Below are 21,763 nucleotides of genomic sequence, written 5' to 3'. Positions count from 1 at the left end.
CAAGGCCTACGGGTCGGCCGCGAGGCTCTTGACCGAGCTGGTCAGCGCCGTCCACGCCTGCTGGGCATCCGGCGTCCGGTCGTGCGGTGCGCGAAGCCACCCGAGGAATTCGGCGACGTCGTTCAAGGCCCAGCGGAGCCGGTACAGCGCCAGGGCCGACGGATCCGGTTTACGACCCCCGGCCTCCTCGTACCTGGCGAGGTCGTCCGGGCCGTCCGCGACCAGCCACAGGTCACGCTCGGGCACCGCGAGGCCCACCGTGTCCCAGTCCAGCAGCAGCCGCCGCTCCCCCGCCCGCAACAGATTGCCGGGGTGCGGCTCGCCGTGCGTGATGACGAGCGGCGCGCCGCTCGCCCTCAACTCCCCTGCCCGCCGGTCGAATTCGTCGAGCCGGCCGCGCAGGGCAGTGGCGTGGTCCGCGAGCAGTTGTCTGGCGGGGTCGGCGAACGGTCCGAAGCCGTCCCAAGGGCTGCCTATCTCCCGCAGTGCGCGCTCCAGTTGGGGGCGCGTCGCGAACTCCGGCGGCAGTACGCGGGCCGAGGCCGGAGGAGCCGTCCGGTGGAGCCTGGCGAGCAGGTCCAGCACCAGGCCGCGGTCAGGCGCGGCGAGGGTGTCGCCGAAGTGGCCCGGCGCGCCCGACACGAGCGGGAACACGCTCACCGCGTGCCCGGTGCCCAGCCCGCGTACCGTCTCGCCGTCGGCGGTCCGCACGGGTGCCACCACGAAGTCCAGGCCGTCCGGGTCCGCGCCACGCAGGGCGACGGCGGTGTCCATGGCGTCCCGCAGACCATGGAGGGCGCCCCCCGGCCCGTCCCCGTACCAGCTCTTGTGCGCCAGATCGGCCACGGTCACGAACCACCGACGCTCTTGCGTGTCGGTGGCGGTCCAGTGGTAGTCGCCGAAGCCGACGGGGGCGTACTCCCAGGTGACGGGGGTGATCCCCCACGCGTTCAGCGCTTGTCGCACGTCGGAGTCTTCGATGCCGACGGGTCGCTCTTCCATGCCCGGGAAGGTAGTGGCTCGTCGCCGTACCCGCACATCGTTAAACGGGTGGAGAGCACGAGGCGCGGCTGGTAGTTTGCCGATCATGAGCAGCCCCGAGTCCGACAGACTCTAGCCACCGGTCGTCCGGTGGCTGATCCGCTGTCGAGTTGACGCCGTACGACCGTGTCGGGTCGTGGGCGGGCTCTCGGTACGGCTGTTGCCGCCGGTCCACCGTCGTGTGGGCCGCCCCTTCCGCGTCCTCTGATCCGTCCGATCGGTCCTGGCTGTCCGTCCGTGAACTCTCCGGACGGGCCTGACTGTTGGCGGACCTCTGCCGCGTGGCCCTACGCCGTGACGAATCGTCATGCCGTACGGGCGCGGCCCACCTCCCCCTCACTTGACGGTCCGTCAACTCCCGCTGCCTTCCATGGGGTTCTTTCATGCCATTCGCTGTCTACGTGCTCGGGCTTGCCGTCTTCGCCCAGGGCACCTCCGAGTTCATGCTGTCCGGGCTCGTCTCGGGCATCGCCGAGGATCTGCACGTGTCCATCCCGGCCGCCGGTCTGCTGACGTCGGCCTTCGCCGTGGGGATGGTGATCGGCGCGCCGTTGATGGCGCTGTTCAGCCGTCGGTGGCCGCGCCGCCGCGCGCTGTTGATCTTCCTGTCCGTCTTCGTCGCCGCGCATGTCGTCGGCGCCGTCACCCCCAGCTACGAGGTACTGCTCGCGACGCGGATCGTCGGGGCGCTGGCCAACGCCGGATTCTGGGCGGTCGCCCTGGTCGCCGCCCTCGCGATGGTCGAACCGGCGGCGCGGGCCCGCGCCACGTCGGTGGTGGTCGGCGGTGTCACCGTCGCCTGTGTGGTGGGTGTGCCCGCCGGGGCGCTGCTGGGTGAGCACCTGGGGTGGCGGGCCGCGTTCTGGGCGGTGGCTCTGGTGTCGCTGCCGGCGCTCGTCGCGATCGTGACGTCGGTCCCGGACGAGCGGCCGGTGACCGAGCGGCCGACGAGGGCCACCACAACGGCCACCGCGACGGCCACGAACCCTTCGGCCTCGGCGAGCCCTTCGGCCGGCACCGGAGCGCCGCCCACCGTGCGCGAGGAGTTGCGCTCCCTCACCGGCCGGCGCGTGCTGCTCACGCTGCTGACGATGGCGCTCGTCCAGGGCGCCACGTTCTGCGCCTTCTCCTATCTCGAACCGCTCGCCACCCGCGTCACCGGACTCGGCGCCGGATGGGTGCCCGCCCTGCTGGCCCTGTTCGGCGTGGGGTCGCTCGTCGGCGTCACCCTCTCGGGCCGGGTCGCCGACGCGCGGCGAGGCGCGTTCGTCGTGGCCGGCATGGCGTCCCTGGCGCTCGGCTGGGTCGCGCTGGCGCTGAGCGCGGTGAGTCCGGTGGCCGCGATCGCGCTGGTCTTCGTCCAGGGGATGCTCGCGTTCGGCACCGGTTCGGCGATGATCTCCCAGGTGTTCCAACTGGCTCCCGGCGCACCGACCTTGGCCGGTTCCTTCGCAACGGCCGCCTTCAACATCGGCGCCGCGGCCGGCCCCCTGCTCGGCGGTCTCACTATCGACGCGGGCCTCGGCTTCCGGTCACCGGTGTGGGTGAGCGCGGCGCTGATGGTCCTCGCCCTCACTCTGGCCGGTGTCACCCGCCTTGTGGCCGCGCTTGCCCGACCCGATTCACCAAAGCTACAGTTGCAATGAAAAGCTAGACCCTCTAAATAACGGAAGGCTGCGCCCGTGGCGGTCGGCAAGGACACTCCTCGGCAGCGCTACCGCGAGCACGTACGCGCGGAGATCAAGCAGGTCGCGCTGCGGCAGATCGGCGACGGCGGCCCCGCGTCGCTCAGTCTCAACGCGATCGCCAAGGAGCTGGGGGTCACCGGCCCGGCGCTCTACAAGTACTTCGGCAGCCGGGACGCCCTGCTCACCGAGCTGATCATCGAAGGCTACGAGGCTGTCGCCGGCGCGGTGCGGGCCGAGGCCGCCCGCACCGCCGACAGGCCGGCCCGGGAGAGGCTGCACGCGCTGGCCGCCACGTATCGGAAGTGGGCAGTCGAGGTCCCGCATCTGTACCAGCTGCTGGCGGGCTCACCGTCGCCCGGCTACGAGGCCCCGAGTGAGACGGTCGACAGCGCGCGGGCCGTCCTCGGCCCGTTCCTGGCGGTGCTCGCGCAGGGTTCGCCCCGGTCGGCGGCGAACGCCCTGGAGGCGGAGCTGGGCGCCTGGGACGAGAGCACACCCGCGGTGGCCGAGTGGGTACGGGCGTACGCCCCCGACGCCGATCCCGGCCCGGCTCTCGCGGGCGCGATCACCGTCTGGTCGCGGATGCACGGGGCGGTCAGCCTGGAGATCCAGGGGCAGTTCTCGGGCATGGGACACCGTGGAAGCACCCTGCTCACATCCGAGATCGACGCCCTCGCCGACGCGATGGGGCTGCCGCCGAGCCCGAAGGAGTGACCGCCGTGCCGACTGCGGACCCCGGGCGTGAGCCGGGGTCGGGACCCGCCCCCGGCGCATCGCTCGGCACGTGGGAACCCGCGCCGCTCACCGAGGTGGTGCGGCTGTTCTCCGGTCTGCCGTGCCCATGGTGGATCGGGGGCGGTTACGCGATCGAACTCGCCGTGGGCCATGCCTTCCGGCCCCACGGCGACATCGACGTCCTGCTGCTGCGCCGTGACCAGCTCGCCGCGCAACGGGTGCTGGCGGGCTGGGAGTGGTGGGCCGCCGATCCGCCGGGCACGCTGCGCCCGTGGGCGGCCGGCGAGGTCCTGCCGGTCGGCGTCCACGACATCTGGTGCCGCCCCGGGCCGGGTGCCCCTTGGCGTATCCAGGTCATGCTCGACGAGTCCCACGGCGAGGAGTGGACGTCGCGCCGCGACCCCCGAGTGCGCAGGCCCGTCCGCGAACTGGGCGTGACCTCCGCCGAAGGTGTGCCGTACCTGGCGCCCGAGGTGCAGCTCTACTACAAGGCGAAGGCGCCACGCCCCAAGGACGAGGAAGACTTCGCCACCATGCTGCCGCTGCTCACCGACGACCGGCGTGACTGGCTCGCGGGGGCGATCTCCCTGGCGTACGGCGCGAACGACCCGCATCCATGGCTCGCGCGGCTGCGGCAGGCCGACAGCCGCTGAAGGTGATCGGCCACTTCTCGTCACATCGGCCGGGTCCCGTCCGTCATCACGGTGGGGGAACGCACTGACGGGACAGGTCGAGAGGTACGGCGATGGACGAGAACGAGTTCCTGGCGCGGCGCTTCGAGGCGCACCGTACCCATCTGCGGGCGGTGGCCTACCGGATGCTCGGTTCGCTGAGCGAGGCCGACGACGCGGTCCAGGAGGCGTGGTTCAAGCTCCACCGCTCGGACACGAGCGAGGTCGGGAATCTGGCCGGCTGGCTGACGACGGTCGTGGGCCGCGTCTGCCTGGACATGCTGCGCGCGCGTACCGCACGGCGCGAGGACCCGCTGGAGGAGCGCGTACGGCTGCCGGACCCGATCATCAGCAGCGTGGACGTCGTCGCCCCGGAGCAGGAGGCGCTGCTGGCCGACTCGGTCGGCCTGGCGCTGCTCGTGGTGCTCGAAGCGCTCGCTCCCACCGAGCGGCTGGCCTTCGTCCTGCACGACCTGTTCGCCGTGCCCTTCGAGGAGATCGCCCCGATCGTCGGCCGCACTCCGGCCGCCGCGCGGCAGTTGGCCAGCCGGGCCCGGCGGCGGGTGCACGGGGCGGCTCCCGCTCCCGATCCGGATGTCGCCAAGCAGCGCGAGGTCGTGGACGCGTTCCTCGCGGCGGCGCGGGACGGCGACTTCGACGCGCTCGTCGCCCTGCTCGACCCGGACATCGTGGTGCGCTCGGACGGCGGCACGCTGCGTCCGGGCGGGCTGGTGCGCGGTGCGGCGGCCGTCGCGGGCGGGGCGATCTTCGCGGCGCGGTTCGCCGGGGTGTCACGGCCCGCGCTCGTCAACGGTGCGGCGGGGGTTGTCGCGACGGCGGACGGGCTACCGATCTCGGTCATGGCGTTCACGATCAGGAAGGGCAGGATCGCCTCCATCGCCATCCTCAACGACCCCGAGCGGCTGGACCGGCTCGATCTGACGGTCCTGGACGGCTGAGCGAGGGGCGGGCCGGCGCGTCCGCCGGAGCCGTCGGCACGCCGGACGCCGTGGCGCAGGCCGCCGTGTATCTCGCCGCCGACGAGGCCACGTTCGTCCACGGCACGGTGATCGACGTCGTCGGCGGGCGGGTGTGGCGGTCATCTCCGCCGCGTAGGACCGTAGTTCGCAGTTGCGGCACGCCCACGCACGCCCGTCCACGCCCCGGTCAGGCGGACGGCAGTTCCCGCCCGCATCCCCCTCTCCATCCTTTTCGTCAGGCAGGCTTGACGTCAAGCCTGCCTGACGCGAAGGATGGAGTCATGTCCACACCTGACGAGTTGGAACGCCGGTACACCCTGCCCGGCGCCGTCGCGCGCTACGACGCGCTGCGGACCCGCGACGCCCTGGCGTCCCCCGCCGACGAGGACGCCCCCGAGCGCCCGGACGCGGACGCGCTCACGCGCGGCGAGTCGCTGGAACTGCTCGCACTCGGCGAGGTGATCGCCCGCAAGGCGGGATACGGGCGACAGCTCTCCGTACGGTCCGCCCGCCGGGCCGGTGCCTCGTGGTCGCAGATCGGCGCGGCGCTGGGTACCAGCAAGCAGGCGGCCTGGGAGGCGCACAACCGGTGGATCGACGAGCAGGCGCGGGAGTCCGGCGTCGGGCACTGGGGCTGGGACGCGGACGAGGTGGCGGCCGCACGCGCGCTCGCCGGTGAGCCGGACGGCGGCGGCGCCCGATGAGCGAGACCGGCACGGACGCCGCGTTCGCGATCGAACCGTTCGTCATCGACATACCGCAGGCCGACCTGGACGATCTGGCCGCCCGCCTCGCCGCCACCCGGTGGCCCGACGAACTCCCCGGCGTCGGCTGGTCCCAGGGGGTGTCGCTGCCCTACCTCCAGGAGCTCGCCGAGTACTGGCGTACGGGCTACGACTGGCGGGCACAGGAGGCGTACCTCAACCGATTCCCGCAGTTCACGACCGTCATCGACGGCGCCACGGTCCACTTCCTGCACATCCGTTCCGCCGGCGCCGCCACGGGCGCGGGCGCGCTGCCGCTGCTGATCACCCACGGCTGGCCCGGATCCGTCGTCGAGTTCCTCGACGTCATCGGCCCCCTGACCGACCCGGGCGCGCACGGCGGCGACGCGGCCGACGCGTTCGACCTCGTCATCCCGTCCATCCCCGGTTACGGCCTGTCCGGACCGACCCGCGACGGCGGCTGGGACGTGCACCGAGTGGCCCTGGCCTGGGCCGAGTTAATGCGGAGGCTGGGGTACGGCCGCTACGGCGCCCAGGGCGGTGACTGGGGGCACGCGATCACCCGCGAACTCGCCGCGGTCGACGGTGACCACGTCGTCGGGATCCACCTCAACACGCTGCTGACCCTCCCGCCGGACGACCCCGCCGAAGCCGCCGGCCTCACCGACGAGGACCGCGCCCGGCTGGACCGGCTGATCGCCGCAGAACCGGAGATGTCCGGCTACGCCAAGATCCAGGGGACCCGGCCGCAGACACTGGCGTACGGCCTGACGGACTCCCCCGTCGGTCAACTCGCCTGGATCGTCGAGAAGTTCATGGAGTGGACGGACTCCACGGAGACGCCCGAGGACGCGGTGCCACGCGACCGGCTCCTCACCGACGTGATGCTCTACTGGCTGACCGCGACCGCCGGATCGTCCGCCCGTCATTACTGGGAGGCCGCCCACCCGTCCCGCCCGCCGCGCGGCGGAAGGCTGACGACGCCCACCGGCGTGGCGGTCTTCGCCGCCGATACGGCCCGCCCGGTACGGCGGCTCGCCGAGCGCGACAACACCATCGTCCACTGGTCGGAGTTCGACCGCGGCGGCCACTTCGCCGCCATGGAGGAACCCGGTCTGTTCACCGACGACGTCCGCGCGTTCTTCCGCCGTTTCCGGGTCTCCCCTCGCCGTCACGACATCCCCGATAAGATGTCAACTGCGAGTTGACACCCCCTACGCGTCAACCTAAGGTTGACACATGACGCATCCCATCCGGCTCGACGATCTGATCGACGCCATCAAGAAGGTTCACACCGACGCTCTCGACCAGCTTTCGGACGCGGTCATCGCCGCGGATCATCTGGGCGATGTGGCCGATCACCTGATCGGTCACTTCGTGGATCAGGCACGACGCTCCGGCGCTTCATGGACCGACATCGGCCGCAGCATGGGGGTCACCCGGCAGGCCGCCCAGAAGCGGTTCGTCGCGAAGCCGGGCGAGGGGTCGGACCTCGACGCCAGTCAGGGGTTCAGCCGCTTCACCGACCGGGCCAGGCTGGTGGTGATGGCCGCCCAGGAGGAGTCCCGCGCCGCGGGCAACGACCAGACCCGGCCGGAGCACCTCGCGCTCGGGCTCCTGAGCGAGCCCAAGGGCATCGGCGCGCGGGCCATCGTCGCGCAGGGCGTGACCGCGGAGGCCCTGCGCGACGCGGTCGAGGCGGTCCTGCCGCCGGCCGTGCCGAGCGTGCCCGAGCTGATCCCGTACGACGCGGGCGCGAAAAAGGCCCTGGAACTCACCTTCCGCGAAGCCCTGCGCATGGGGCACAACTACATCGGGACCGAGCACATCCTGCTCGCCCTGCTGGAACTGGAGGACGGCAAGGGGGTGCTCAGCGGACTCGGTCTCGACAAGGCGGCGGCCGAGACGTACATCTCCGAGGCACTCGCCGTGATCGTCGCGGCGCAGGAAGACGACTAGCCCCGCCTGATCCCCCGCGCCTGATCCGACGTCCGATTTCGCGGCCGAGCGATGAGTTTCGTGCACGCCCACGGTCAACACCTCAGTTGCTTTCACCAAACGGAGGTTTGATCACCATGGCCAAGTTCGAGACCGTCGACGCGTACCTCGCCTCCCTCGACGACTCCCTGCGCGGCGTCGCCGAGGACGTGAGGAAGGTCGTGGACGCGGCTCTGACCGGTGTGGACGCGGCCATGTGGCACGGCCATCCGGTGTGGAGCCTGGGCGCGACACCCGGCGAACAGCCCGTCGCGCTGATCAAGGCGTACGGCTCCTATGTCACCTTCGGCCTCTGGAAGGGCCAGAGAGTCAACGACCCTTCCGGCCGACTTGAGGCCGCCGCACGGGAGATGGCGGGCGTCAAGCTCCGTTCGGGGGCGGACATCGACGTGGAGCTGTTCACCGACTGGCTCCGCCAGGCGCGGGACCTGGAGAGCTGACAGCGGTATCCACCGGTCCCGGCGCGCCCACGAGGGGAGGTGCGCCGGGACCGGCGTCGTACCACTGCTCAGGGACGTCCCGCCGCCGGGACTTCCTCGCCCGGCGGCACCGGCCCCGGCGGGGTCCCGTCCCCGAAGGGCCGGCCGCCCAGCTCCTCGCGGTGGTGGGGTGTCAGCCAGTCGGAGAGATCGGGTCCCAGGGGGACGATGCCGGTGGGGTTCACGCCGGTGTGCACCATGTAGTAGTGCCGCTTGATGTGGTCGAAGTCGACCGTGTCGCCGAAACCGGGTGTCTGGTAGAGGTCCTTCGCGTACGCCTGGAGCACCGGGTCCTCGGTCAGCTTGGCGCGATTGCACTTGAAGTGTCCGTGGTAGACGGCGTCGAAGCGCACCAGCGTGGTGAACAGCCTGATGTCGGCCTCGGTGATGGTGTCCCCGACCAGATACCGCTGACCGGCCAGCCGCTCCGACACCAGATCGAGGCGGCGGAACACATCGCGGTAGGCGCGCTCGTACTCACTCTGTTCCGACGCGAAACCGGCCCGGTACACACCGTTGTTGACGTCCCGGTAGATGCCCTCCATCACCTCGTCGATCTCGTCGCGCAGCGGTTCCGGGTACAGGTCGGGCGCGCCGGGGCGGTGCAGCGCCGTCCACTCGGTCGCGAGGTCGAGCGTGATCCGCTGGTAGTCGTTGGTGACGAGCTGCCCGCTCGGTACGTCCACGATCGCCGGCACGCTGACGCCACCGGGGTAGCCCGTCTCGCGCGCGTCGTACGCCTCACCGAGGAAGCGGATGCCGAGTACGGGATCGCGGCCGTCGGGGTCGAGGGTGAAGCGCCAGCTGCGGTCGTCCTGGATCGGGTCGGTGATCGCGAGCGAGAGCGCGTCCTCAAGACCGAGCAGCCGCCGTGACACGACGGCGCGGCTCGCCCACGGGCAGGCGCGGCTCACCACCAGGCGGTAGCGGCCCGCCTCCACAGGCCAGCCGTCGCGGCCGTCGGCGGTGATGCGGTCGGCGAAGTGGCTCGTGGAACGCTTGAAGGGTTTCCTGCCGTACGCGGCGTTCCCTTCCGTCCCTTTGGCTTCCGTCCTCTTGGCTTCCGTCCCCTTGGCTTCCGTGGCGCCGGTTGAGTCGCTCATGGCCGTCCTTCCCCGGTTGGGCCCCCGCGGAGAGACCGGGGCCGGACCTCGATCATCGACCGGCCGCTCTCCCACGCTCTGTTCCACGCTGTCCACCACACGCGGAAACACACATACGGACGCGGACGGAGGCGGACGGACACGGATGTTGCGGACGGACGGCGTCAGGCGGGGCTCTCCAACCGCTGGGCCCGTTCGGTGAGATGACGGCGTTCGGGGGTGCTGGTGGTGCGGCGGGCGGCCTCGCGGTAGGCGGTCGCTGCGGCGGCGCGCTCCCCGAGCAGTTCCAGCAGATGGGCACGGGTGGCCAGGAGGCGGTGGTGGTGCGCCAGGCGCTTGTCGCTCTCCAGTGTCGCCAGCAGGTCGAGGCCGGCGGACGGGCCGTGGACCATGGCGACGGCGACGGCGCGGTTGAGCGTGACCATCGGATTGGGCCCGTACCGCTCCAGGAGGTCGTAGAGCATAAGGATCTGCGGCCAGTCGGTGGCGTCGGTGTGGTCCGCCTCGTCGTGCACGGCGGCGATGGCCGCCTGGAGCTGGTACGGACCGACCTGCCCGCGCGGCAGCGTGGCGCTGATCAGCGCCACGCCTTCGGCGACGAGCCGACCGTCCCACCGGCCGCGGTCCTGCTCGGCCAGCGGCACCAGTTCGCCGTGGGGTCCGGTGCGGGCCGGGCGGCGTGCGTCGGTCAGCAGCATGAGGGCGAGCAGGCCAGCCGTCTCGGTGTCGTCGGGGACGAGGCGGCGCAGCAGGCGGGTGAGCCGGATCGCCTCGGTGGACAGCTCCGGGGCGGTCAGACCGGCGCCGCCTGTGGTGGTGTAGCCCTCGTTGAAGACGAGGTAGAGGACGTGCTGCACCTCTTCGAGCCGTTCGTCGCGCTCCGCCCCCTCGGGCAGGGCCATGACGGCGCCGGTCGCCTTGACGGTCTGTTTGGCCCGGCTGATGCGCTGGGCCATCGTCGTCTCGGGCACCAGGAAGGCCGCGGCGATCTGCGCGGTGGTCAGACCGCCGACCGCGCGCAGGGTCAGCGCGATGCGGCTGGGCGAGGACAGCGCCGGATGACAGCACAGGAACAGCAGGGCCAGCGAGTCGTCCCGGTCGGTGGCGGACTCGGTGTCTGCGGCCGGGGTGAGCAGGGCCGCCTGCGGGGTGGCCAGCGCGAGGGCGTTCTCGCGGCGGCGCCGCGCCGCGTCGCTGCGCACCTCGTCGACCAGCTTGCGGGCGGCGACGGTGACCAGCCAGCCCCGCGGGTTGGCCGGCGTCCCTTCCTCGGGCCACTGCACCGCGGCGGCCAGCAGCGCTTCCTGTACGGCGTCCTCGCACACGTCGAAGCCGTCGTACCGGCGGACGAGCGTGCCGAGGACCTGCGGCGCCAGCTCGCGCAGCAGGTCCTCGACCTCTTGGTGACCGACGGTCACAGATCCGCCGCGGCCTCGTGCAGGATCGGCCACAGCTCGACCGGGTCCGCGTCCGCGAACGGGATGTCCGCGGCGATCTCCTGTGCCCGCTCCAGGCTGTCGCAGTCGAGGAGGTAGAAGCTGGCGATGTACTCCTTGGTCTCCAGGTACGGGCCGTCGGTGACGACCGGCGCGCCGTCCTTGCGGCGCACCAGCTGCGCGTTGGCCGCGTCGGCCAGGCCGTACGCGCCGAGGAGTTCACCGCTGTCGCGGTACCTCTTGTTGTACGCGTCCTGCTTGGCGACCGCCTTGGGCCACTCGTCGGCCGGGAAACTGTCCCACTTCGCCTGGTTGCCGTAGATCATCACGATGTACTTCATTTCCGGTGTCCTCCCGGTCTCGCGCGCCCCGTCGGCGCGCTGTCACCCCTTGGTCGGAACGGGAAGCGGGTCCTCGACATCCGACGACGGATTTCCTGAACATATTCTCCGCCCCGCCGGTGAGCGGCGCGAACGCCCCGGCGGCCGACAGCCGGGCGGCCCCCGGACGTCGTGCCCGCGGGCTGCGTGTAGAACATAAGGATGTCCGGATCGATCACTCCCTTCTCACGCAGCACGGATTGGTTCCTCGCCTCATGAACGCAGTCAGTGACACCGCCGGCGACGGCAACCGCGCATTCCTCGACCGCACCGCCGACGTGCTCGCCGCGCTGCCCGCCGTCAAGGCCGTGACGCTCGGCGGCTCACGCGCCCAGGGCACCGAACGCCCGGACAGCGACTGGGACTTGGCCGTCTACTACGAAGGCGGGGACGAGGGGGACTTCGACCCGGCCGATCTGCGGGCCGTCGGCTGGACGGGCGAGGTGTCCGAGATCGGCGGCTGGGGCGGCGGCGTCTTCAACGGCGGCGCGTGGCTGACGGTCGAGGGCCGTAGCGTCGATGTGCACTACCGCGATCTCGCCGTGGTCGAGCACGAACTGGCCGAGGCGGAGCAGGGCCGCTTCCATCTGGAGCCGCTGATGTTCCATCTCGCGGGCATCCCCAGCTATCTGGTCGTCGCCGAGCTGGGCATCAACCGGGTGCTGCGGGGTGAACTCCCCCGCCCCGACTATCCGGCGGCACTGCGCCGGACGGCACCGGAGCGCTGGCTCGGCAACGCGCGTATGACGCTCGCGTACACGAAGGCCAACCATGTCCCGTACGGCCGGCTCACCGAGGTCGTCGGGAATCTCGCCATCGCGGCGACGCAGACGGCGCACGCCGTGCTGGCGGCGCGCGGTGAGTGGGTGACGAACGAGAAGACGCTGCTGCGGCGGGCGGGGCTGCGGGACGTCGACATGATCACGTCGGAGCTGAGCACGGACCCCGGGGAGCTGGCGGGTTCGGTCGCGGAGGCCGAGGCCCTGTTCGCCTCGGTCTCCGCGTACTGAGCGGGCCGACAAGGGATCACCGGCGCAGCCATACGGCGGTGTCCGCGGGCAGCCGTCCCCCGTCCGTCGACGGCCCGCTCGCCAGGACCACTTCCGTGGTCTCGAAGGCGTCGGAGAGCGGTAGCGGGTCCGGGCCGAAGTTCACGGCGCAGACCAGCCCGTCGCCCCGGTCGAACGCCAGGTACGACGCGCCGGGCGGCGACAGCAGGCGCAGCGCGCCGCCGTCCGCCACGGCCCGTGGGGAGCCGGACCGCCGCAGCCGTAGCGCGGCCCGGTACAGCTCCAGCGTCGAGGCGGGATCGCCGCGTTCGGCGTCGGCCGTCAGCCCGGCCCACCCCTCCGGCTGCGGGAACCAGCAGTCGGTTGGGGCGGCCGAGGAGAATCCGTACGGCGGCTGCCCGCCCTCCCAGGGCAGGGGGACCCGGCAGCCGTCCCTCCCCCGCTCGGTCCCGCCCGATCTCCGCCACACCGGGTCGCGGAGCCGGTCGTCGGCCAACTCGACCTGTGGCAGGCCCAGTTCCTCGCCCTGGTAGACGTACGCCGTGCCGGGCAGGGCCAGCATCAGCAGCGCGGCGGCGCGCGCCCGCCGGGCACCGGCGGGACCGCCGCCGTACCTCGTGACCGGGCGGACCGCGTCGTGGCTGGAGAGCACCCAGGTCACGGGGGCGCCCACCGCCGTCATGGCGGCGACGGACTCCTCGACGACGGCGCGGATCGCGGCCGGCTGCCACGGGCACTCCAGGAAGGCGAAGTTGAAGCTCTGCCCCATCTCGTCGGGGCGTACGTAGCGTGCGAGCCGGGCGGGGTCGAAGACGGCCGCCTCGGCGACGAGCAGCCGTTCCCCGGGTGGCGCGGCGCCGGGCGGCCCGGCGGGGTGGTCGGCGAGCAGGGTGTGCCAGCTCCGGTAGAGGGGGTGCAGTTCCTCGCGGTCGTAGTACGGCATCAGATGGTTGCGCGCCGGGTCCTCGTGCTGGCCGGGGCCCGCGTCCGGCAGGGCCGGGTGCTTGAAGAGGGCGTGGGCGACGTCCACGCGGAAGCCGTCGACCCCGTGGTCCAGCCAGAACCGCAGGATCCGCTCGAAGTCGGCCACCACCTCGGGGTGGTGCCAGTCGAGATCGGGCTGCTCGGGCGCGTGGAGATGCATATACCACTCGCCGTCGCCTGTCCGCGTCCACGCCGGGCCGCCGAACGCGGAGCGCCAGTCGTTGGGCGGCTCCTCGCCCCGTACGCCGCGGCCCGGCCGGAACAGATAGCGGTCCCTGGCCGCGCTTCCGGCGGGCGCTGCCAGCGCCTCGCGGAACCAGGAGTGCGCGTCGGAGGTGTGGTTGGGGACCAGGTCGACCAGCACCTTCAGCCCCAGGGCGTGCGCCCGCGCCGCGAAGGCGTCGAAGTCGGCGAGCGTGCCGAGGTCCGGCGCGACGTCGGTGTGGTCGGCGATGTCGTAGCCCGCGTCGGCGAGCGGGGAGGGGTAGAACGGCGTGAGCCATACGGCGTCCACGCCGAGGTCGCGCACGTACGGCAGCCGGTCGGTGGCGCCCGGCAGATCGCCGATGCCGTCGCCGTCGGAGTCCGCGAAGGAGCGGGGGTGGATCTCGTAACAGACGGCGTCGCGCCACCACGGACCACGCGCACCCTCGCCCTCGTCCTCGCTCTCCCCCTCCGAGGTCATACGACGCGCTCCAGCCGGGCCACCCCGATGTGCGCGTCGGCCATTCCGTAGAAGACATGGCGTACGCCGTCGATCTCCTCGATCGCGGTGGGGAACACGACGTTCGGTACGGTGCCCGAGCGCTCCTCCTCGGTCTCGGGTGCCATCAGCGGCTCGGCCGAGCGGGCGAGCACCACGGCCGGATCGGCGGGATCGAGGATCATCGCGCCGGCGGCGTAACTGACCTGCTGGTTCTGGGCGAAGGGGTCCTCGATGGTGCCGGAGACTCCGTGGTGGATGAGGAGCCAGCCTTCGTCGACGCGTATCGGCGCGGGGCCGGCGCCGATCTTCAGGCTCTCCCAGGGGTGTTCGGACAGGGCCACCAGCCGGTGATCGCGCGGCCTGGTCAGGGCGGTGATGTCCCGCTCCACCTCGGCGGCGGGCACGTAACTGATCCAGATGCCGGGCCGCTCGTCGGTCAGTCCGGCCGGCAGGTGGACGCCCTCGCCGGGGCGGAACCAGCCGAGGTCCCACATCGGGCGGTGCAGCATCGCGTACGCCGGTTCGCCGTCCGGGCCCGGGACGGGCTCCGGGAAGTGCACGACGTCCTTGTTGGGGAAGAGGTTGAGGTCGGTGTCCAGGTCGGGCTGATAGCCGAACTGGACGGGGCCGAGCCGCCGCCAGTTCGTGAGGTCGTCGGAGACGGCGAGGGCGGGCTTCGGGCCGAGCGGGCCGTAGGCCACGTACGACATGACGTGCAGGCCGAGGGCCGGGATCCAGGTGACGCGGGGGTCCTCGACGCCCGCGTTGTTCTTGCCGCGTTCCCAGCCGGCGTCGGGGGCGAGGACGACGCCGCGCCGTTCGACGCCCGTCGGGACGCCGTCGGTGAGGACGACCTCGGCGAGGCCGACACGCGAGACGTTGCCCGCGGACACCAGGCGGGGCAGCAGGTGCAGCGTGCCGTCGGGGGTCCGGCCGGAGGCGGGGTTGAGCACCCCCTCGGCCTCGTTCGTCTCGCCGGGGAGCGGCGACATCACCACGCCCTGCCGCACGAGGCGGAAGGGGATGGTCGTGCCGGGGGTGGCGTGGGTGCGGGGGGAAGTGGCGCTGTGCTGCACGGTGGGTCAGCCCTTTGTTCCGGAGTCGATGTCGGTCTGGGTGAAGTGGCGCTGGAAGATCAGGAAAAGCACCACGGCGGGTACGGCGAGGACGCAGGCGCCCGCCATGAGGGCGCCGGTCGGGTTGGCGACGGTGCCCTGGAGGTTGCTCATGAATCCGGCGAGGGACACGGCGAGCGGCTGCATGTCCGGGTCCTTGGTCACCAGGAACGGCCAGAGGAATTCGTTCCACGGCCCGATGAAGGTCAGCAGGGCGCCGCTGAGCAGCGCGGGCCTGACCATCGGGATGGCGATCTGCCACAGGATGCGCAGTTCACTCGCGCCGTCGATGCGGGCCGCCTCGAAGAAGGTGGCGGGGATCTGGAGGAAGAACTGGCGGAAGAGGAAGACGGCGACCGAGTTGATCGCGAAGGGGAGGATCATCCCGAGGTAGCTGTCGCCGAGCCCGTAGTCGCGTACGACCAGGACGTACAGGGGCAGCATCAGCAGTTGGAAGGGAACGGTCTGGATGAGGAGCAGTACGGCGAAGACCGTGCCCCGGCCCCGGAACTGGAGCCGGGCGAGGGCGTAGCCGGCGAGTACGCCGAAGACCATCGTGCACAGCAGTACGCCCATGGTGAAGACGCCGGAGTTGACGAGTGAACGGCCCAGCGAGATGGCGCCGTTGATGCTCTCGTAGTTGCCGGTCGTGGTGTTGCCGGGGCGTGGGACCGCGCCGTCGAGGTCGCCGCTGGTGACCTTTCCCAGCGAGCCGACGACCATGTAGTAGAAGGGGAAGAGGAAGGCGACCGCGCCGAGGGTGAGCACGGCGAGTCGCAGCGGACGCCCGCCGCCGACCATGACGCGGCGCACGAGGCCCCGTCGGGGGTTCGGGGGCGCGGAAGGCCCGACGGACGCGGTGGTCGGTGTGGCCGTGTCGGCGCTCATCACTCGGCTCCCTTCTCGGTGAACTTGCGGGCGACCAGGGCGAGTACGACCACGAAGACGACGAGCACGACGCCGAGCGCCGCCGCGAAGTCGGGGTGGGCCTGCTCGATGCCCTTCTGGTACATGACGAGCACGGGGGACGACGAGGCGTGGTCGGGTCCGCCGCCGCCGGTGAGCAGGTAGGGCTCGCTGAAGAGGTTGGAGCCGGTGATGACGGCGAAGACCGTGACGAGGGTGGTGGCGTGGCGTACGCCGGGCACGGTCACGGACAGGAAGCTGCGCACGCGTCCGGCGCCGTCGATGGCCGCCGATTCGTACAGCTCCTTGGGGACGCTCTGGAGCGCGGCGAGGTAGAGCATCACGAAGAAGCCGAGCTGCTTCCAGGTGACGAAGACGGCGATCACCGGCATCGCGAGGCTGGAGTTGACCAGCCAGGACGGGTCGGGGGCGAGGTCGCCGAGCGCGGTGTTGAGGAGTCCGTCGGTGCCGAAGAGGTACTGCCACACGGCGACCAGTGCCACGCTCGCCGTGACGTACGGCAGGTAGTAGGCGGCCCGGAAGAACGACCGGAAGGGCAGCTTGGCGTTGAGCGCGCTCGCCAGTACCAGCGCGAGCACCACCGTCAGCGGGACGTTGATCACGAGGAAGATCGCGATGTTGAGGAACGACCGCTGGACGACCGGGTCGCTGAACACGTCCTGGTAGTTGCGCAGTCCGACCCACGGGGTGTCGATGTCGGTGCCGGGCGCCGTGAAGTAGAAGCGGTGGAAGGAGATCCAGATGGTGTAGCCGAGCGGCACGGCGAAGACGGCGGTGACGAACAGGACGTACGGCGAGACGAAGAGGGCGCCGATGCCCGGCAGTCGGAGGCGCCGTCGGGGACGGGCGGCGCTTTTCGGGGCGGGGACGCCGGTGGTGCCGGGGATACCGGTGGTGCCGGTGGTGCCGGTGGTGCTCATACGGGCCTCAGTCCTCAGTACTCGTCGAGGAGGGATGTAATGTCCCGCGAGAGCCGGGGCAGCTCCTCGCCGGTGGGTTCGCGGCCGAAGACGACCGAGCGGGTCCAGCCGTCGCGCAGCGCCTGCCAGACGTCGATGGAGCCGCCGACGGCGGGGACCTCGACGGTCCGGTCGGCCTGGTCGGCGAACTCCTTGTAGTCGGGGTTCTCGGCGAACCAGTCGGCGTACGTACGCAGGAGGTCGGGGCGCATCGGCATCTGGCCGGTCTCGGCGAGGAAGGCGCCGTCCTGCTCGCGCGACGTCGCGAACTTCATCAGGTCCCAGGCGGTGGCGCGGTTCTCGCAGGCGCTGAACATCGCGACGGACTTCTCGTCGCTGAAGGTGGAGATCTGCGAGGCGGGGCGTCCGTCGGAGGTCGGTACGGGGACGACGCCCCAGTCGATGCTGTCCTTGTACGTCGCGACGGCCCACGGTCCGACGGTCGACATGGCGGTCTTGCCGCCGCCGAGCGCGTCGCCGGGGAAGGTCTCGTTCGGGGCGAGCTTCTCCCGGTAGATGGTCCGCCAGAAGTCGAACACGCGCTTGCCGGCGGGGCTGTCGAACTGCGGCTTGCCGTCCTCGACGAGCGATGTGCCGCCGCTCTCCGCGATGAAAGCCGGGTAGAAGTCGAACCAGGACTGGAAGAACTCGGAGGTCGGCGCGGGCCAGATCGCCGCGTCGGCGGCGCCGCTGTCGACGATCTTCCGGGAGCTGTCGAGGAACTCGTCGTACGTCGCGAGCTTCGGGTTCTCGGGGTCGAGTCCGGCCTTCCGGAAGATGTCCTTGTTGTAGAGGATCATCACCGGATTGCTCTTCCAGGGCAGCTGGTAGTAGGAGCCGTCCTCGAAGCGGTACTGCTCGGCGCGGTCGCCGGTGCGGGACTCGATGTACTCCGCGCCGTCGGGGAAGCCGTCCAGCGGGACGAGCCCGGCCTGTTTCTGGAACTGCGGTACGGAGGCGGGCGAGGTGTTGAAGACCAGACAGGCGCTGTTGCCCGCGATGATCGACGCGCTCAGGGCCTCTTCGGAGGTCTTGCCCGCGGGTACCTGCTGGGAGCTGACGTGCTGGTCGGGGTGCGCCTTGTTCCAGCTCGCGATCATCTTCTCGCCCCAGGCGACCTCCTGGGCGTTGTTGGACAGCCATACGGTGATGGGTCCGCGCGCTTCGGCGGCGGCGGCGCTGTCGGGGCCGGAGCGGGAGCACGCGGCGGCGGTACCGGTGAGGGCGAGCGCGAGGAGGACGGCCGCGGCTTTCGTACGTATGAGGCTCGGCATGGCTAGTCGCTCCGTACGTTGGTCGCGGTGGTGGCGGTGGTCCCATCCGGCGCGGTGGCGGCGTCCGGCGCGGTGGTCGCACCCGGCGCGGTGGTGGCACGCGGTGCGGTGGTCGCACGCGGGTCGGGCGCGGGGCCCATGGAGCCGCGCCGTACCAGCTCCGCCGGGGGCAGCGCGACGTCGTCGGCGTGCCCCTTGGCGATGACCTCGTCCAGTGCGCGGACCGCGGCGGCTCCCCAGCCGAGTGCGTCGGCGCGCGCGGAGGCGAGCGGCGGGTGGGTGTACTCGGCGAGCGGCGTGTCGTCGTAGCCGACGACGGACAGATCGCCGGGGACGCCGAGACCGAGCCGCTGGGCGACGGCGAGACCGGCGGTCGCGGAGAGGTCGTTCGCGTAGATCACGGCGGTGGGGCGGCGGTCCGGGACGAGCGCGAGCAGTTCACGGGTGGCCCTGGCGCCGCCCTCGGCGGTGAACCCGCCCGGCAGGACGGGCCCTTGGGGCAGGCCCAACTCCCGCATGGCCAGCTCCCACGACTCACGGCGGCGCCGGGCGTGGCGGAATTCCTGCGGTCCGGCGACGTGTGCGATACGCCGGTGGCCCAGGGCGGCCAGTTCCCGTACGGCGGCGGCGAAGGCGGGCCGGTCGTCCAGTCCGACGGCGCACAGTCCCCCTGCCCCGCCGGGGTCGCCCACCACGACGGCGGGCAGGCCGAGTTCGACGGTCAGCGCCGGACGGGGGTCGTCGACACGCAGGTCGGTGAGGAGGACACCGTCGACCCGGCGGTCGGCGGCGAGGCGGCGGTAGGTGGCGTCCTCGTCGGCGGGCTCGGTGACATGGAGGACGAGGGCGTCGCCGCGCCGGGCGAGTACGGATTCGATGCCCGCGATGAAGGCGGGGAAGAAGGGGTCGGCGCCGATCGCGTCGGTGTCCCTGGCCAGTACGAGCCCCACCGCCCCGGCCACACCGCGGGACAGCGCCTGGGCCTGCCGGCTGGGCCGCCACCCCAGTTCCTCCGCCGCCGCCAGGATGCGCCGCTTGGTCGCCTCGGCGAGTCCGGGCCGGTCGTTCAGGGCGAAGGAGACCGAACTGCGCGACACCCCGGCCCGCTTGGCGACGTCGGCGATGGTCGGACGCCGGTCCATGGATTCTCCCTGACATCGATTGTTCAAACCGGTTTAACGCGAACGCAATGGCAGTACTGAACCGGTTTAGTTCGTGAGATGTCAAGGGTCGGGACAACAGTCGGGACAACACCGGACGTCCGACAGAAGGGAACGGTCACCGTCCGGGGCGGCGCGAGGCGCCTGTGCGACCGGGGACCCCTCTTATGCCGCACATATCCGCGTTCCGGATGGCGGAGACCCGACAGATGTGGGTTTGTTGTAGCAACGCGTGCGTGCTGATCACGCACCGTGACCAACACGGTGTGTGCCCACCCGTGAAGTTCGACGCAAGGGAGCCGCGCCATGCCGCTCGACCCCACAACCCCCACCAACAACGACCACCACTACGAAGAACCGCCCCACCCGGACGCCGAGAGGCGCGCGGGCTCGCGGGACCCGATCAACGAGTCCGGCGAGGAGCCCATACGCACGCTGCTCTGGACGGCCGCCACGTACCGGCCGCTGGAGGAGGTCGCCGCGCTGGTGATGCTGCTCAAGCGGACCGGTGAAGTGCCCAACCCCGGCGACGAGGCCCTGCGGGTCGCCGCCGTGGCCCGTCCCATAAACGAGGTCATGCAGCTCGTCGCCATGCTGAACGAGCCGCCGCACGAGATCGACGAGGCCGACACGACACTGCGCGCCGCGGCCGTCGGCCGACCGATCGAGGAAGTCGCCCAGCTGGTGGCGTACCTCGGCACCCACGAGAACGAGCCGCCGTTCGCGACCGCCCACCGGAACGGGGGGCGCGAGAAGCCGTCGCCGACACTGTTCGGGCGGCCCGGCGAGGACGATCCGCGCGACGCGTTCACCCGTCCCACGCAGCACGAGGACCGTGACAGCCTCGCCGACCACGCGGCCCAGGCCGCCCGCGGCGCCCAGGCCGAGCACATCGCGCCGTGGACGAGCGCCCCGGCCGGTCCGCCGCCCGAGGTCCCGCATCTCGCCCCGGCGGCCGGCCGCCGGCCCGCTGCCGGGTCCCAGGACCGGGCGCCGTCGTTCGCCCTGCGTTCCCCCCTGCGGTCCCCGCTGCGCTGGCCCGCCGCCGCGGCGCTGTTCGCCTGCGGTGTGATCCATCTGCCGACGGACTTCGCCGGTCTGCGGTCCGGCGGGTACGCGGACGCCGTCTCGCTCGTCGTCACCGTGCTCTGCCTGGTGTTCGGCGTGTGGCTCGCGGTGGCCGACACGGCGCGGATCTGGGCGGCGAGCGCGGCCACGGCCGTCGGGATCATCGCGGCTCACACGCTGTCGGGTCTCGGCACGGTCGATCTGCTCCAGAGCAGTCTGGGCGCGGACTTCGGCTGGGCGAGTCTTGTCGCGGTGGGCTGTGCGGCGGTCGCCCTGGTGCTCTCGGGGCTGGCTCTGATGCTCCGTCAGAAGGCCGTGCAGAAGGCGATTCAGCGGCCGACGCGGAGGTCGGCTCCGACGGCCGGCGCCGCCAACGACGCCTGAGAATCGGCACCTCGCACCCCGTCCCCCGTTCGCGGTCTGTCACCGACCACGAGCGGGGGACGGTCGTGTCGCGGCACTCCTTCACCCTTCCGACCGGCCAGGACCGTGTCGTACCACCGGTCCAACTGATCGTTCACACAGGGCTCTTGACGTGAACGCGGCGGCCTGTATGGTCTAGGCCAAGTGGTAAAGACCTTTGCCGAATGCAGGCGCCAATGACTGCCTTCGGACAAGGCCGCTGGCCACCGCCCTTCGCGCCTCTTGGCCCCACACCTGAGAGGCCCGCCCGAGCCGTACTCGTGTCCCCCCACGGACCGGTACAGCGCGGGAAGACCTGATGTGAAGGAGTAACGCATGCACTCGAAAAGGAAGATGGCCGTCGCCCTCGGTGCGGTGATTGCGCCGATCGTCGCGATAAGCCTTCCCGCGGGCTCCGCGAGCGCCCACGGATACATCTCCGACCCGCCGAGCAGGCAGGCCCAGTGCGCCGCCGGAACCGTCAGCTGCGGTGACATCAAGTACGAGCCCCAGAGCGTCGAAGGCCCCAAGGGCCTGACCAGTTGCAGCGGCGGGAACTCCCGCTTCTCCGAGCTGGACGACGACAACAAGGGCTGGGCGGTGACCCCGATCGGCTCCAGCCAGAACTTCAACTGGAAGATCACCGCGCGGCACGCCACCAGCACCTGGCAGTACTTCGTCGGCGGCCAGAAGGTCGCGGAATTCAACGACGGCGGTGCGCAGCCCGGCGCGACGGTCACCCACAACGTCAACTTCGGCGGCATTTCGGGCAAGCAGAAGGTTCTCGCGGTCTGGAACATCGCGGACACCGTGAACGCGTTCTACACGTGCATCGACGTGAACATCGGCTGACGAATTCTCCCGCGGGGCTGGTAACCACGATCCCCCCGCCGAAGAATCGCTGACGGTTCGAACGCGTTCC

General features: G+C 71.4%; 21 protein-coding genes. 11 read left to right on the top strand and 10 right to left on the bottom strand.

Annotated elements, in window-relative coordinates; all coding sequences use genetic code 11:
* Window positions 1-6: 6 nt before the first annotated feature.
* A complete protein-coding gene (locus ACFT9I_RS24255; RefSeq protein WP_382567379.1) occupies window positions 7-1,002 on the bottom strand; it encodes a phosphotransferase family protein in 996 nt (331 codons plus the stop codon).
* 422 nt (window positions 1,003-1,424) lie between these two features.
* Here ACFT9I_RS24255 and ACFT9I_RS24250 point away from each other — a divergent pair, with 422 nt between their 5' ends.
* The 8 genes from ACFT9I_RS24250 to ACFT9I_RS24215 all read left to right on the top strand — a co-directional run bounded on the left by ACFT9I_RS24250 (window position 1,425) and on the right by ACFT9I_RS24215 (window position 8,278).
* A complete protein-coding gene (locus tag ACFT9I_RS24250) occupies window positions 1,425-2,687 on the top strand; it encodes a Cmx/CmrA family chloramphenicol efflux MFS transporter (RefSeq protein ID WP_382567378.1) in 1,263 nt (420 codons plus the stop codon).
* Window positions 2,688-2,723: 36 nt separating this feature from the next.
* On the top strand, window positions 2,724-3,443 hold the full coding sequence (locus ACFT9I_RS24245) for a WHG domain-containing protein (RefSeq protein ID WP_382567376.1): 720 nt from the start codon (window positions 2,724-2,726) through the stop codon (window positions 3,441-3,443).
* Between the two features lie 5 nt (window positions 3,444-3,448).
* Entirely contained in the window at window positions 3,449-4,117 is a 669-nt protein-coding gene (locus ACFT9I_RS24240; protein WP_382567374.1) for a nucleotidyltransferase domain-containing protein, read from the top strand.
* Between the two features lie 92 nt (window positions 4,118-4,209).
* Window positions 4,210-5,094 carry a sigma-70 family RNA polymerase sigma factor gene (locus ACFT9I_RS24235; RefSeq protein ID WP_382567373.1) on the top strand — a complete coding sequence of 295 codons (885 nt, stop codon included), beginning with the start codon at window positions 4,210-4,212 and terminating at the stop codon, window positions 5,092-5,094.
* 302 nt (window positions 5,095-5,396) lie between these two features.
* Complete coding sequence (locus ACFT9I_RS24230; protein ID WP_382567371.1) at window positions 5,397-5,819, top strand: hypothetical protein; 423 nt, start codon at window positions 5,397-5,399, stop codon at window positions 5,817-5,819.
* On the top strand, window positions 5,816-7,048 hold the full coding sequence (locus ACFT9I_RS24225; RefSeq protein WP_382567369.1) for an epoxide hydrolase family protein: 1,233 nt from the start codon (window positions 5,816-5,818) through the stop codon (window positions 7,046-7,048). Before ACFT9I_RS24230 ends, ACFT9I_RS24225 begins: the two co-directional genes overlap by 4 nt.
* Before the next feature lie 31 nt (window positions 7,049-7,079).
* Complete coding sequence (locus ACFT9I_RS24220; protein ID WP_382567367.1) at window positions 7,080-7,799, top strand: Clp protease N-terminal domain-containing protein; 720 nt, start codon at window positions 7,080-7,082, stop codon at window positions 7,797-7,799.
* A 116-nt stretch (window positions 7,800-7,915) separates the two neighbouring features.
* Window positions 7,916-8,278 (top strand): DUF1801 domain-containing protein, encoded by a 363-nt coding sequence (locus ACFT9I_RS24215; protein WP_382567365.1) that lies wholly within the window; start codon window positions 7,916-7,918, stop codon window positions 8,276-8,278.
* Window positions 8,279-8,346: 68 nt separating this feature from the next.
* Here ACFT9I_RS24215 and ACFT9I_RS24210 read toward each other — a convergent pair whose 3' ends face one another.
* The 3 genes from ACFT9I_RS24210 to ACFT9I_RS24200 all read right to left on the bottom strand — a co-directional run bounded on the left by ACFT9I_RS24210 (window position 8,347) and on the right by ACFT9I_RS24200 (window position 11,197).
* Entirely contained in the window at window positions 8,347-9,420 is a 1,074-nt protein-coding gene (locus tag ACFT9I_RS24210; RefSeq protein WP_382567364.1) for a glutathione S-transferase family protein, read from the bottom strand.
* Window positions 9,421-9,584: 164 nt separating this feature from the next.
* A complete protein-coding gene (locus tag ACFT9I_RS24205; protein ID WP_382567362.1) occupies window positions 9,585-10,838 on the bottom strand; it encodes an RNA polymerase sigma factor in 1,254 nt (417 codons plus the stop codon).
* Window positions 10,835-11,197, bottom strand: coding sequence for a YciI family protein (locus tag ACFT9I_RS24200; RefSeq protein ID WP_382567360.1), 363 nt, complete (start codon window positions 11,195-11,197; stop codon window positions 10,835-10,837). Before ACFT9I_RS24200 ends, ACFT9I_RS24205 begins: the two co-directional genes overlap by 4 nt.
* A 254-nt stretch (window positions 11,198-11,451) precedes the next feature.
* Here ACFT9I_RS24200 and ACFT9I_RS24195 point away from each other — a divergent pair, with 254 nt between their 5' ends.
* Window positions 11,452-12,246 (top strand): nucleotidyltransferase domain-containing protein, encoded by a 795-nt coding sequence (locus ACFT9I_RS24195; RefSeq protein WP_382567358.1) that lies wholly within the window; start codon window positions 11,452-11,454, stop codon window positions 12,244-12,246.
* Between the two features lie 16 nt (window positions 12,247-12,262).
* Here ACFT9I_RS24195 and ACFT9I_RS24190 read toward each other — a convergent pair whose 3' ends face one another.
* From ACFT9I_RS24190 to ACFT9I_RS24165, 6 genes are all read right to left on the bottom strand, one after another.
* Entirely contained in the window at window positions 12,263-13,915 is a 1,653-nt protein-coding gene (locus ACFT9I_RS24190; RefSeq protein ID WP_382567356.1) for a glycoside hydrolase family 13 protein, read from the bottom strand.
* Window positions 13,912-14,928, bottom strand: coding sequence for a glycosidase (locus tag ACFT9I_RS24185; RefSeq protein ID WP_382567460.1), 1,017 nt, complete (start codon window positions 14,926-14,928; stop codon window positions 13,912-13,914). Before ACFT9I_RS24185 ends, ACFT9I_RS24190 begins: the two co-directional genes overlap by 4 nt.
* A gap of 90 nt (window positions 14,929-15,018) precedes the next feature.
* Window positions 15,019-15,852 carry a carbohydrate ABC transporter permease gene (locus ACFT9I_RS24180; protein ID WP_382567459.1) on the bottom strand — a complete coding sequence of 278 codons (834 nt, stop codon included), beginning with the start codon at window positions 15,850-15,852 and terminating at the stop codon, window positions 15,019-15,021.
* 86 nt (window positions 15,853-15,938) lie between these two features.
* Complete coding sequence (locus ACFT9I_RS24175; RefSeq protein WP_382567354.1) at window positions 15,939-16,898, bottom strand: carbohydrate ABC transporter permease; 960 nt, start codon at window positions 16,896-16,898, stop codon at window positions 15,939-15,941.
* Window positions 16,899-16,912: 14 nt separating this feature from the next.
* Window positions 16,913-18,211, bottom strand: coding sequence for an extracellular solute-binding protein (locus ACFT9I_RS24170; RefSeq protein WP_382567352.1), 1,299 nt, complete (start codon window positions 18,209-18,211; stop codon window positions 16,913-16,915).
* A 2-nt stretch (window positions 18,212-18,213) separates the two neighbouring features.
* Window positions 18,214-19,353, bottom strand: a complete 1,140-nt coding sequence (locus tag ACFT9I_RS24165) for a LacI family DNA-binding transcriptional regulator (RefSeq protein WP_382567350.1) — start codon at window positions 19,351-19,353, stop codon at window positions 18,214-18,216.
* A 324-nt stretch (window positions 19,354-19,677) separates the two neighbouring features.
* Between ACFT9I_RS24165 and ACFT9I_RS24160 the strand changes: the two genes are divergently transcribed.
* Window positions 19,678-20,823 (top strand): hypothetical protein, encoded by a 1,146-nt coding sequence (locus ACFT9I_RS24160; RefSeq protein WP_382567348.1) that lies wholly within the window; start codon window positions 19,678-19,680, stop codon window positions 20,821-20,823.
* A 354-nt stretch (window positions 20,824-21,177) separates the two neighbouring features.
* Window positions 21,178-21,693, top strand: a complete 516-nt coding sequence (locus tag ACFT9I_RS24155) for a lytic polysaccharide monooxygenase auxiliary activity family 9 protein (protein WP_354607132.1) — start codon at window positions 21,178-21,180, stop codon at window positions 21,691-21,693.
* Window positions 21,694-21,763 lie beyond the last annotated feature (70 nt).

This window comes from Streptomyces sp. NPDC057137 (assembly GCF_042670825.1).
In the GTDB taxonomy this organism is placed as follows: Bacteria; Actinomycetota; Actinomycetes; order Streptomycetales; family Streptomycetaceae; genus Streptomyces.
This window is presented reverse-complemented; position numbering and strand designations above follow the sequence as displayed.